Annotated in this window: 13 protein-coding genes and 1 pseudogene; 3 read left to right on the forward strand and 11 right to left on the reverse strand. The window is 71.8% G+C overall.

Features of this window, described 5'->3' with window-relative positions; translation table 11 throughout:
- The 9 genes from DEIPI_RS40560 to DEIPI_RS40565 all read right to left on the reverse strand — a co-directional run.
- The coding region (locus tag DEIPI_RS40560) for a DUF6597 domain-containing transcriptional factor (protein ID WP_342667533.1) at positions 1-364 on the reverse strand (364 nt) is incomplete at its 3' end.
- 126 nt (positions 365-490) lie between these two features.
- Entirely contained in the window at positions 491-1057 is a 567-nt protein-coding gene (locus DEIPI_RS0122320; protein ID WP_027483230.1) for a dihydrofolate reductase family protein, read from the reverse strand.
- Between the two features lie 274 nt (positions 1058-1331).
- Entirely contained in the window at positions 1332-2489 is a 1158-nt protein-coding gene (locus tag DEIPI_RS0122325) for a diaminopropionate ammonia-lyase (protein ID WP_027483231.1), read from the reverse strand.
- Between the two features lie 12 nt (positions 2490-2501).
- A complete protein-coding gene (locus DEIPI_RS0122330; protein WP_027483232.1) occupies positions 2502-3632 on the reverse strand; it encodes an ArgE/DapE family deacylase in 1131 nt (376 codons plus the stop codon).
- A 69-nt stretch (positions 3633-3701) separates the two neighbouring features.
- The gene (locus DEIPI_RS0122335) at positions 3702-4376 is read right to left on the reverse strand and encodes an SOS response-associated peptidase (RefSeq protein WP_045234976.1); all 675 of its coding nucleotides are present in this window, start codon (positions 4374-4376) and stop codon (positions 3702-3704) included.
- A 119-nt stretch (positions 4377-4495) separates the two neighbouring features.
- Complete coding sequence (locus DEIPI_RS0122340; protein ID WP_027483234.1) at positions 4496-4942, reverse strand: hypothetical protein; 447 nt, start codon at positions 4940-4942, stop codon at positions 4496-4498.
- A gap of 50 nt (positions 4943-4992) precedes the next feature.
- Positions 4993-5226, reverse strand: coding sequence for a hypothetical protein (locus tag DEIPI_RS0122345; RefSeq protein ID WP_027483235.1), 234 nt, complete (start codon positions 5224-5226; stop codon positions 4993-4995).
- Between the two features lie 182 nt (positions 5227-5408).
- Positions 5409-7694, reverse strand: a complete 2286-nt coding sequence (locus tag DEIPI_RS0122350; RefSeq protein ID WP_027483236.1) for a LuxR C-terminal-related transcriptional regulator — start codon at positions 7692-7694, stop codon at positions 5409-5411.
- Entirely contained in the window at positions 7636-7995 is a 360-nt protein-coding gene (locus tag DEIPI_RS40565) for an AAC(3) family N-acetyltransferase (protein WP_169737191.1), read from the reverse strand. The genes DEIPI_RS0122350 and DEIPI_RS40565 overlap by 59 nt, the downstream gene beginning before the upstream one ends.
- A gap of 30 nt (positions 7996-8025) precedes the next feature.
- Between DEIPI_RS40565 and DEIPI_RS0122355 the strand changes: the two genes are divergently transcribed.
- Complete coding sequence (locus DEIPI_RS0122355; protein WP_027483237.1) at positions 8026-8349, forward strand: hypothetical protein; 324 nt, start codon at positions 8026-8028, stop codon at positions 8347-8349.
- Positions 8350-8510: 161 nt separating this feature from the next.
- A complete protein-coding gene (locus DEIPI_RS0122360) occupies positions 8511-8795 on the forward strand; it encodes a hypothetical protein (RefSeq protein ID WP_027483238.1) in 285 nt (94 codons plus the stop codon).
- Between the two features lie 39 nt (positions 8796-8834).
- On the opposite strand, the gene xylA is transcribed toward DEIPI_RS0122360, so the two are convergent.
- Both xylA and DEIPI_RS0122370 read right to left on the reverse strand, forming a co-directional pair.
- Entirely contained in the window at positions 8835-10004 is a 1170-nt protein-coding gene (gene xylA / locus DEIPI_RS0122365; RefSeq protein WP_027483239.1) for a xylose isomerase, read from the reverse strand.
- A gap of 533 nt (positions 10005-10537) precedes the next feature.
- Positions 10538-11029: a GNAT family N-acetyltransferase gene (locus tag DEIPI_RS0122370; protein ID WP_045234997.1), complete on the reverse strand. Its 492-nt coding sequence runs from the start codon at positions 11027-11029 to the stop codon at positions 10538-10540.
- A 193-nt stretch (positions 11030-11222) separates the two neighbouring features.
- Here DEIPI_RS0122370 and DEIPI_RS33775 point away from each other — a divergent pair.
- Positions 11223-11658: pseudogene (locus DEIPI_RS33775) on the forward strand (intradiol ring-cleavage dioxygenase); the annotation flags it as partial.

Below are 11658 nucleotides of genomic sequence, written 5' to 3' on the forward strand. Positions count from 1 at the left end.
CCGTGACCCGCGCGCCTCTGCCCGCGGCGCCCGCGAGCAGGTCCAGCGTGGGCGCGGGGTACGCCCAGCCGAAGAGCTGCCGGGCCGCCCAGGGGTACAGTTCGGCCCGCAGGGCACGGACCGGTCCCTCGGAGTACACGCGTGTGGGCGCGGTCACGAGGCCTTCGAGCGTGGCCTGCGGCAGGAGCGTGGGCTCGCCTCCCTCACCGAGCGTCCACGCGCAGCCCGACGTGAAGGTGAGGTGCGCGAGCTGTTCGGGCAGGAAGACATGCTGCTCGACGCTCGCGTGGTCCTCGTCGAGCAGCATGTAGGCCTGCACCAGGGGCCGCAGCGCGGGCGAGGGCAGGATCAGTCGGCGCAGCATGCCCTCACTGTGGCAGAGGCGGCGCGGGTCCGCATCCGCCGAGGTGAGGGTCCGGCGTGAATGGACAGGCCGGGCACGAACCGACGCGAGGAGACGCTGCCCCGGACCCTTCGGCGCCCGTCACGTTCAGACCAGGGGATCGGGAGGCCGCCGCTCGGCAGGCGTGTAGGTGAGCAGCAGCACGCCCGAGCCCAGCTCACGGGTGGACGCGAGGTTCAGACGCAATCGGTCCCCGGCGCCGAACAGGCGCCTGCCGCTTCCGAGCACGAGTGGAAAGATCATCAGGCGCAGTTCGTCCACCAGACCGTGACGCAGCAACGACTGGGCGAGGGTGCCGCTGCCGTACACGAGGATGGGTCCGCCGTCCACCTGCTTGAGGGCGTCGACGGAGGCGACGAGATCGCCGCCCAGCACCGTCGCGTTGTTCCACTCGAGGTGGTCGAGGGTGGTGGTGGCGACGTACTTGGGCAGGGCGTTCATTCGCTCGCCGAACTCGCCCGTGTCGGAAGCGTGCGGCCAGTACCCGGCGAAGCCGTCGTAGGTGACGCGGCCGAGCAGGATGGCGCCGGCCTCGAAGAGTTCCTCGCGTTTGAACCGGGCGGTCTGCTCGCTCGTGAAGTCGCGCTGCCAGGGGGTGGCTTCCTCGTAGACGCCGTCGAGCGTGAGGAAGGTGGTGACGATGAGGTGACGCATGGAACTCCTCGTCCTGCTGGTGTGGAGGTGAAGGGTGGAGGGTCGTACGACCTGACCGTGCAGGCGAGGGCGGCTCGTACGCACGAACGGGTGATTCCCGGGTCGAGGTTCCCGGGCGTGGATCACGAGCGAAGGGGCGTGACGCGTCGTGCCGCGTACGGGCGGGTCCCCGTCATTCTTTGCGTACGCCGCTCACACTACCCGAACGGACGCCTGCCGTGAAGGGCGTCGGGACGGCCGTGACGTTCCGCCGCGGACGAGGCGGTGAGCGCCCTCAGCGTTCGTCCAGCATGATGCGGGCGTACGCCTCGGGGTCCGTCACGCCTTCCGTGGAGATCACCAGCACCGCGCTGTCCTGCGTGACGTCCAGCCTCGCGCGCGCCTCCGCGGCGGACGCTCCCGTGAGCAGTTCGAGCAGGCCGCCCGCGCCCGCCGCGCCGCTCTCGCCGGACGTGACGCCGTCACGCGCGAGGAGCCGCGTCGCCTGCTTGGCGCGCGCGTCCGGAATCGCGACGGACGCGCTCAGGCCCGCCCGCAGGAGCGGCCACGCGAGCGGGGACGTGTGGCCGCAGTTGAGGCCCGCCATGATCGACGCGTGCGGTCCTGGCGCTTCGGTGAGCGTTCCGGCCTCCAGCGAGCGGAGCACGCAGTCCGCGCCCACGGGTTCCACCCCGACGACGTGCGTGTCGCGGCCCGGCGCGCGGTAGTGCCGGACGACCGCCGCCGCGAGCGACCCGACGCCCATCTGCGCCGCGACGACGTCGGGTTGGCGCGCGCCGAGCCCGGCGAACTGCTCGTCGAGCTCCCGGAAGATCGTGCCGTAGCCCTCGACGATCCAGCCGGGCACGCGGGTGTAGCCGTCCCAGGCGGTGTCGCTGATGACGAGGTGACGCTCGGAAGCGAGGCGCGCGGCGGCCTCGACGGCGTCGTCGTACGTGCCGTTCACGACGGTCACGTGCGCGCCCTCGGACGTGATGGCGTCGACGCGGGCCCGGACCATGTCGTGCGGGACGAGGATGTGCGCCGAGAGGCCCAGGAGTCTGGCCATTCTGGCCACGGCGCGCCCGTGGTTGCCGTCCGTGGCGGTCACGAGCGTCAGGGGCGCGAAAGGACCCAGGCGTGACGCGAGCTCGTGGGGGGGCGCTCCCGGCGTGAACGGTCCGAAGAGCGTCTCCAGTTCACGGTACACCGCCCAGGACGCGCCGAGCATCTTGTACGCGGGCAGGCCGAGGCGGCTGGACTCGTCCTTCACCCACGCGTCACGCACGCCGAGCGCGCGGGCCAGGTGAGGCGCGCGCACCAGGGGCGTGCGGGCGTAGCCGGGCAGCAGCCGATGGAAGGCGAGGACCGTGGGGTGGTCCGCAGCGGCGCCGAGCGGTTCGGGTGGTGAGGGTCTGAAGTAGACGCGGGGCGAATCGGTCGTGGTCGTCATGCACGTCCCCTTTCAGGCGCAGAAGTCACGGATGGTGGCGATGAGGACGTCACGACAGCGGTCGACGGAGCCGAGGTCCACCCACTCCTCCGCCGCGTGGGCGCCCGCGCCGCAGGGGCCGAACACGACCGTGGGGATGCCGGCGGCGGCGAGGAAGGCGGAGTCCATCCAGAAGGTCTGACCGACGACGCGGGGCGCGGCGCCCAGCACACGGGCGGCGGCGCGCATGACGGTGGTCACGACGGGTTCGTCCTGCTCCACGCCGAACGCGTCGCGGGCGAGGATGAGGCGGTGCTCGGCGCGGAAGTCCCCATCGGCGCGCAGGCCGTCGAGGAGGGCGTCGATCTCGCGGACGACGCCTTCCGTCGTCTCGCCCGGCAGGGTGCGGCGTTCGAGCTGGAGGGTGCAGCGCTCGGGGTAGCTGGAGAGCTCCTGTCCGCCCGTGACGAACGAGGCGTGCACGCTGCCGTGTCCGAGCAGCGGGTGCGCCTCGCGCGCGCCGAGTTCACGGCCGAGGGCTTCGAGCTTCCCGAGCACGCGGCCCATGAGGCTGATCGCGTCGATGCCGAGGTCGGGTCGGGAGCCGTGCGCGGCGCGCCCGTACGTGGTGATCTCGTGCCAGGTGAAGCCCTTGTGGGCCACGCAGACCTGAAGTTCGGTGGGTTCGGTGACGATGGCGGCGTCGGCGGTGACGCGCGTGAGGACGGACTGCATGCCGAGGCTGGCGTGTTCCTCGTCCGCGACGGCGGTGAGGACGACGTCCCCGCGCAGATTCGCGTTCGTGGCGTCCAGGAGCGCGAGGAGGCAGGCGGCGAGGCCGCCCTTCATGTCGTACGTGCCGCGTCCGTACATGCGGCCCTCGCGGATCACGGGCTCGAAGGGGTCGTGCATGCCGCCCGCGCCGACCGTGTCGAGGTGAGCGCAGAGGATCAGGGAGCGCCCGCCACCGCTGCCGGGGACGCGCGCGACGACGCTTGGGCGGCCCTCGGCGTCGTGGAGGTCAGCGTGAACGCCGCGCGCGGCGAGCCAGTCCACGAGGAAACGCGCCAGGGCGTGTTCGCCCGCACCACCCGGAACGAGGGCGGGGTTGGTGGAGTCGACACGGACGAGCGCGGCGAGCAGATCGGTGGGCGACTCGGGCATGCTGAGATCGTACATGCCCCACCCGAGGGGCAGCGCCGCGCGAAGCGCGGACCTCGCGCGAACGCCCCGTCAGAGGAGCGTGGGTTCGGCCTGCGTGGGGAGGGTCAGCCAGGGCTCGTCGACGTTCACGCGGCCCACGGCGGGGTCCACCGGGTGGGCGGTGAGGACGCCGTCGGGCAGGGGGCGCAGGAGCCGTTCGGCGGCGTCACGCGAGGTCCGCGGGTCGAGCCAGGCAGACCAGTCGCGGCGCAGCAGCACGACGGGCATGCGGTCGTGCAGGGCGCGCAGGTCCGCGTTCGGAGCGCAGGTCAGGACCGTGAACGTGTCGAGTTCGGCCCAGCGTTCCCAGAGGCCCGCGAGGACGAGGGGGCGGCCGTCACGGCGACGGACGAGGTGAGGGACGCGGCGTGCCCGGGGGCCACTCCACTCGTAGAAGCCCCGGATGGGCACGAGGGCGCGGCGGGCGCGGAAGGGCTCTCGGAAGGTGGGTTTGCGGCGGGCGTGCTCGGCGCGGGCGTTGAAGGTCGCTGCCTTGAAGTCCTCCAGGGCGCCCTGATGCCAGGCGGGCACCAGTCCCCAGCGGGCCGTGACGGCCTCCAACTCGCCGCGCGCGTCGACGCGGAGGATGGTGGCCTCCTGGGTGGGCGCGAGGTTGAAGCGGAATCGGTGGGCGGTGGGGACGCGGACCCCCCACAGATCGAGGAATTCGGCGGCTTCGACGTCGCTGTACATCCGTCCGCACATGCGGCACCTCCGGGTGGGCGTGTCAGGTGTCACCTCATTGTGCGTGTCCGCCGCGGCGCGCGCATCGGCATGTTGGCCTGTCCGGGGCGGCAGGCCGCGTCCCCCGAACGCACGCCCGCCTACCACCGCTGCCGGAACACGTCGATCAGTGCCCGCGCGATCCTGCCCGCGTCCCGGTCGTGAAGCCGCACCCCGGGACGCTCGAGCCGCTCGTAGCCTCCGGCGACCGCGCGGCTCGGCCACACGCTGAGCTGTCCGTCGTCCTCCATCGTGACGAGCCGCGCGAAGCGCGTGAACGCGTCGTACGACCGTACGCCCGCCGCCCTGAGCAGTTCGCGGGGCGCCTCCCAGCCCGCGCGGCCCGCCGGGTGCGGCACACCCACCCGCGAGTTCGCGAGCGCGATCAGCACCACCCGGCCGAGCTCCGCGGGGGTCGGGGACGTGACGACCACCACGGGGCCGTCGGCCAGCCACACGCCCCGGTGACTGCGCGCGGCGCTCTGGACGAGGAAACGTCCCCCGTCGAGGTACACGAACGCGACGTGACGCGGACCTTCGGCCTCCAAGACGGCCCTCCTTTCTCCACGTCGCCGTCCACCGACGCGGCGGGCGGGCGTCAGGGTTCGCGCGTGCCGGGAGCGACGGGACGCGGCGCGGGCGGCGTGAGCCGCGCGACGGGAGCGAGACGGTCCGCGAGTGACCGCAGGAAGCGCGCGAGCGTGACGCGCGCACCCGAATCGAGGGTGGTCGCGGCGCGGACGTGCCGCGCGACGCTCGCCTCGGCGAGCAGGTCGTGACGATGCCGTTCGCTGAGCAGCTCGCCCGCGTGTGGGTGACCGTGCTGGGTCATGACTTCACCTCCACGAGCCGCGCGGTCCGCTGAGGCGCGGGCGCGCGAACCTGGGTGTGCGGCGGGACACCGGGGCGGTCTCGTCGGGACGGGCCTGCTGGACGCCTCGTCCGACGTTCCCAGCGTACGCGCCGCTCGTCCGGACGCGCATCGGCAGAACTGGGGGGGCCGCATGGGCAGAATCAAGTAGTGCGGCCGTCCCCGTGCCCGAGCGCCCAGCGGGTCAACTCCACGCGGTTGCGCAGTCCCAGCTTGCCGAGCATGCTGGCCACGTGCTTGCTGACCGTCGTCGGGCTGATCCCGAGGAGCGTCGCGATGCGTCGGTCCGGGTGACCTTCGCAGACGAGGAGCAGCACGTCCCGCTCACGTGGAGTCAGGGTGTCCGCGGGAGGTGTCGACGGGCGCGGGAGCGCCGTCCGGGCAAGGTGATCGACCTGCCGATCCACCTCGATGGCGCTCATGTCCGCGCCCGCCGTCCACGTCTCCAGGAAGCGCGGCGCGCCCAGACTCGTTCTGGCGCGCTCGAGGTGAGCGTGATGTCGGCGGTCGAGGTACGCGAGGGTGGCGCGTGAGGGATCGAACCTTCCCGCCGCGAGCAGCCGCACGACGAGCGGCCAGTCCTGCGTGTCGGCCGCGACGAGGCTCGCGGCGCGCAACGCCTCGTCACGGACGGCGCGAAACGTCCGGGCGTCGGCTTCGCGCAGGACGTCCCCGAGCCGTGTCGCCGCGTCGTCACGCCGTCCGACGTGGAGGAGCGCGACGGCGAGCATGACACGCGCGAACAGGGTGAACACCACGTTGCGCGCGGCCTCGTACGTTTCGAGCGCGCGGGTCGCCTGACGCAGGGCGAGGTGGTGCTCGCCGAGATCGAGCAGGTTCGGGACCGTGTAGAGCAGCGTGTTGGCGTGACAGGACCGTTCGATCGGGTCGACCTCACGCGCGGGTCCGGACTCGTAGGCGCTCAGGACTTCCTGCTGCAGCTGCCATGAACGGGCGCTGTCACCGCGCGCGTGGTGCAGCGTGGCGAGCTCGGCCTTGGCCCAGCCCGCGCCCACGTCGTCGTGAAGCTCGCGGTACCCGCGGACGATGTCGTGAAGACGCGTCTCGTACTCCGCGAGCCGTCCGCGCTCGACGAGGCATTGCGCGCTCACTTCGAGCGCGTGGACGCGTGTGTGGGCCTGTGGCGGGGCGGGCAGACGCAGCACGCGTTCGGCGAGGTCGGCCTCGTGAGCGTACAGCCCGAGCGGAAGCCAGATCGCCCCGAGTTCCGCGAGGAAGCGGTACGCGACGTCCGCCTCGCGTCGGTCGAGCGCCCACAGGAGGCCGGCGCGCATGTTCGGGTAGTCGGGCAGGAGGTGCTCCCTTCGGTCGGGCTCGCCCTGCCTGAACCGGGCGCGCCCCTCCTCGAGCAGGCGCAGGAAGTGAAGGGCGTGCCGTTCACGCCACGCGGAGGCGCGCGTTCGGCTCGCGAGCCGTTCGAGGGCGAGTTCCCGCAGGGGCTGCAGCAGTGTCCAGCGGGTCGTGCCCGTCGGCACGCGGCGCACGAGGCTCTGCTCGATCAGCGCCTCGACGCGGTCGAGGACGTCCGCGTCGCCGTGCACGGCCAGGAGCGCGTCCGGGGTGAACGAACCCTCGAACACCGCGCAGCACTCGAAGACCGCGCGGTCCTCGTCGTCGAGCAGGTCGTAACTCCACTCCACCGCGGCACGCAGGGATCTGAGGCGCTCGGGGCGGTCCTGGTAGTCGGCCCGCAGGAACGTCAGGAGATGATCGAGCCCCTCGAGAATGTCGGGAAGGGCGTAGGTGCGCAGCCGAGCGGCGGCGAGTTCCAGCGCGAGCGGCATTCCTTCGAGGCGGACGCACAGCCGCGTCACCTGCGCCGCCGCGTCTCCGGTCATGGTGAAGTCGGGGTGCGTGGCGCGCGCGCGGGTGGTGAAGAGCAGCACGGCGGGGTTGTCGGCGGCGGTGGCGACGGCGTCCGGCACGGGAAGCGGTTCGACCGGGTATTCGTGTTCGTCGTGCAGCCGCAGGGACGCCCGGCTGGTCGCGACGACCTGCAGTGTGGGGGCGGCCGTGAGGAGGTCGGCGACGCCCGTCGCGGCGGGCAGCAGGTGTTCGAAGTTGTCGAGGACCAGAAGCACGCGTCGGCCCGTGATGAACTCGAAGACGCTCGCCTCCGCGTCGGACGGTCGACGCTCCTGCGGAAGCAGGGCCGCCGCGACGACGGGAAGCAACTGCCGGGGTTCACGCAGCGCGGAGAGATCGACGAACTGCACGTGATCGAAGTGTGCCTGCAGGAGGTGCGCGAGTCGGAGCGCCAGGGCGGTCTTGCCGACACCTCCCGGTCCGCGCAGGGTGAGCAGCCGCGTGCCGCCGCGCAGGAGCCGGACGAGGTCGTGAAGCTCACGTTCACGTCCGATCAGTGGACTGAACTCCGCCGGGAGCGTGCTCGCCGTCCGACCGTTCATACCTCACTGTAGGCTCTTCGTGACGTGACCCCGCGGCGCGCCGCTCGAACCACGCCGTCGCGAGGTCCACGACCTCGCGTTGCGCCGTCGGACGCGCGACGGCGGAGCCCACCGTCCCGATCCGGACGAGGCCCGCCGCTTCGAGGTCCGCCTTGAGCGGCGGGAAGATGCCGTCGTCGTGGTCGTCGCTTTCGAGGGCGTACCGCCCCTGGTCTCCCCTGTCCGCGTCCGGTCGTGCGCCGGGCGCGGCAGGACTACAAGGAGGCTGGCATGTTAGGACAATTTGCTGGCAAATTGCCATCAAGTTCCGTAGGCTGGACGTGGAGCTCCCATGCCGACCAAACCCACCACCCGCGTTCAGGCCCTCATCCGTCACGCCCTCGAGGAAAACGCCGCGCGCGGTCACCAGGGCGACTTGCCCGAAGGCAAGGTCACCGTCCGCCTCGGCGCCGTCGACTACTTCTGGCTCGACGGGCTCGCCGAACTCATGGACGCCAGCCGCACCCGCACGGCCGCGCAGCTCCTCTCCGCCGCCATCCGCGACGCCGCGCAGACCGCCGGCCTCCCCACCGAAGGCGACGAGTTCAAAGCGCGACTCAAAGCCTTCCTCGACACGGAATTCCCGCAGGAGCCCACCCAACCCGACGGCCACTGACGCAGAACGCACCATGCCGCGCCACACCCACACCCGCCTCGGGCACGTCGATACGGCGGCCCGCATCGAGGTCACGGGGAGACCGACCGAGTCACCCGGACCCAAGAGCGCGCGAACGAACCGCCCCACCTGTTCGTCGCTCACTCCTGAAAGGGCCAAGCGTGGACCACTCGAACTTCATCGACCTGCCCATCCTCGTCACGTCCGTCCTGCTGATCGTCGGGATGCTCGCCAGCAAGCTCGTGCAGGGCACCACCCTGCAGTTCGTGGCGCGGCTCCTGCAGGTCGACGAACCCCTGGAGGCGAAGAACACCCAGCGCCTGCTGTTCACCCCGACCGGCGCGAGCAAGCACGACCTGGTGGAGGTCGTGGTGCCCGAATCGTCGAGCGTGGTGGGGCGGCGCATCGTAGAACGCATCGCGCGGCGTCGCGCGCAACCCGCGTGACCGGCTCCCGCGCACCCGCCCCGCCCTGCGCCCTCTCCCCTACCCGCGCAGACCGAGCAGCAGCTCCACCGTGAGCTGATCGAGCTGCTCCAGGCCCGGCCCCCGCCGCCCGAGCGCCACGCGGTCGAACTCGCGTGCCTTCAGCGCGTCCGCCTTCTCGGGCGTGAAGCCACGCGTGAGTTCCGCGAGTTCCGCGTCGTCGACGCGGTACGCTCCGAGGGCCGCCCTAATGTCCGCGTCCGCGTCGAACTGCCGCGCCTTCTCGCGAAGCATCAGGTACGTCCGCATGCACCCCCGCGCGAAGGCCCACACGCCCGCCTCGTCCTCGGTGCGCAGCGCGTGCGCGTCGAAGTGACGGGGTCCGTCGTACCCGCTGTCCTCCAGCAACTTCACGAGGAAGAACGCCGTCTTGAGGTTCTCCGCGCCGAAGCGCAGGTCCTGATCGAAGCGGCCCATCTTCTGATCGTTGAGGTCGATGTGGAAGAGCTTGCCCGCGTCGATGATCTGCGCGACCGCGTGCGTGAAGTTCAGGCCCGCCATCGTGTCGTGCGCGAACTCCGGGTTCACGCCGAACCGCTCGGGCCGGTCGAGCGTCGCGATGAAGCCCAGCATGCTGCCCGCCGTGGGGAAGAAGATGTCGCCGCGCGGCTCGTTCGGCTTGGGTTCCAACGCGAAGCGGAACCCGTAGCCCTGGCTGTCGCTGTAGTCCGCGAGGAAGTTCAGGCTGTCCCGGAACCACGCGAGCGCGTCGAGGAGCTTGCCGGAGGCGTCCACCTCGGTGCCCTCGCGGCCACCCCAGAAGACGTAGGTGCTCGCGCCGAGCTCCGCGCCGAGGTCCATGCTGCGCATGGTCTTCTGCAGGGCGTAGGCGCGCACCCTCGCGTCGGCACTGGTGAACGCGCCGTCCTTGAATGCCGGGTCCGAGAACAGGTTCGTGGTGGCCATGGGAACCACGAGGCCGTGATCCGAGAGCGCCTGCCTGAACTCGGCGACGATGCGGTCGCGCTCCTGCGCGCTCGCGTCGATGGGCACGAGGTCGTTGTCGTGGAGGTTGACGCCGTACGCGCCGAGCGCGGCGAGCCTCTCGACGATGTAGGGCGCGCCGAGGGCCGGGCGGGTCGCCTCGCCGAAGGGGTCGCGGCCCGTCTGCCCGACCGTCCAGAGACCGAACGTGAACTTGTCATCGCGGGTGGGGGTGAAGTCGCTCATACGGGTCCTCCTGGTGTGGGAAAGGCCATCTTGACCGCCTGGCCGGTTGAGTTCGATCGTGTCGGTAGCGGATGAGTCCCGCCGCGTACCGCGCCACCTCCCGCGCGTTCCCGACCACCCGGGCCGCGCTCAGCCTCGCTTCGAGCACCTCCTGATCCAGCGGGTTCGCCAGCAGAATCACCCGCCGGAAGTCCCCCTCCGCCTTGCCCGTCGACCCCGTCGAGGGTCGCCATCACGCGGTCGTCCTGACCGGCGTCGAAGTGTTGTCGGGCGTCTCCCAAACGGCCTCCGGGCTTGTTTGCGGCTTCCCCCGTACATTAGCAACCCGAACGTACCGAGTGTGCAGATCCGCCTGGCCGTCCCGCACGCCCGTGGACTCCGACGCTCCCTCCCTCGACGATCACCGTGAGGAAGCGCTCCGCGTGGCCGGTCGTCGCTGCGGCCGTGCGCGTGGTCGCCGGTCCGGGCGTCGTCATCGCCCGAACACCCACCCGTCGGGTGTGGACCGCCGTCGACCGGACGGGGTGCATCGCTCAGACGCGCCGTTCGTACAGCACCACCCGCAGGCCCTGCACGTCCCGCTCCCCACGCGGCTCGAACCCCAGCCGTTCGTAGAACGCCCGCAGGTTCGCCCGGTCCGCCGCGGTGTCCAGTCGCAGGAGCGCCCGTCCGCGCGCCCGCGCTTCTCGTGACGCCGCGTCCAGCGCCGCCTCGCCGTACCCCCGGCCCTGACGCTCGGGACGCACAGCGAGCTTGTGCAGGTACAGCGCCTCGTGCGGGCGCGCGTCCGGCCAGAACTCCTCGTCGTGGTCGAGCAGCACGAGCGTCGCGACTTCCTCGCCTTCCGGGAGCACGGCGAAGCGCAACGCGCTCAGCGGGTACGAGGCGAGCAACCGCTCCTCGGTGAGGCTCGCGGCGGTCCACAGGGGCGTTCCGCGCCGTTCGAGCGCCTCCGCGCTGGCCCGGAGGAGCGCGCTGAAGCGCTGGAGCGCGTCGGCCGTGACCACCCGGAGCAGCAGCGTCATGAGGTTCAGCATACGTCCCCGGGACCGGAGCGCGCCCACCTCCCTCCCGCCGGAGAGGTCGTCCGCACGTCATGCGTGCCGGGGCCCTACCCTGCTCCTGAACATCTCGCTCGCGCCGCATGAAGACATCCCGGGGATACTCGACGCGGACCGGACGCGCCCGGCGCGACCCCGGCGACCCAGGAGGCTCACCATGACCGACCGAGCGAACATCCCGCCGTACCCCGCCGAGGATCACGACCACGAGGACGGCTTCAACGACCTCGGCCTTTCCGCCGACCTCGACATGCTCTCCCGGGCCGTGATGGACCGCCGCAGGGTCCTCTCGCTCGGCGTGGCGGGCATCGCCACGCTCGTCGCGGGCTCGGCGGGCTTCTCGCGCGCCGCCAGTCAGGCCGCCGCGTGCGTGCCCGTCACGCCCTCCGAGACGGCCGGACCGTACCCGGCCGACGGGAGCCGCGCGAGCGGGCAGAGCGCCAACGTCGTGACCCGCTCGGGCATCGTCCGAAGGGACCTCCGGACGAGTCTCGGCACGCGGAACACCGCCGCGGGCGTCCCCCTCACGCTCACGATGAAGCTCGTGGACGTGAACGCGAGCTGCGCGCCGCTCGCCGGCCACGCGGTGTACG

This window comes from Deinococcus pimensis DSM 21231 (assembly GCF_000519345.1).
Classification (GTDB): Bacteria; Deinococcota; Deinococci; order Deinococcales; family Deinococcaceae; genus Deinococcus_A; species Deinococcus_A pimensis.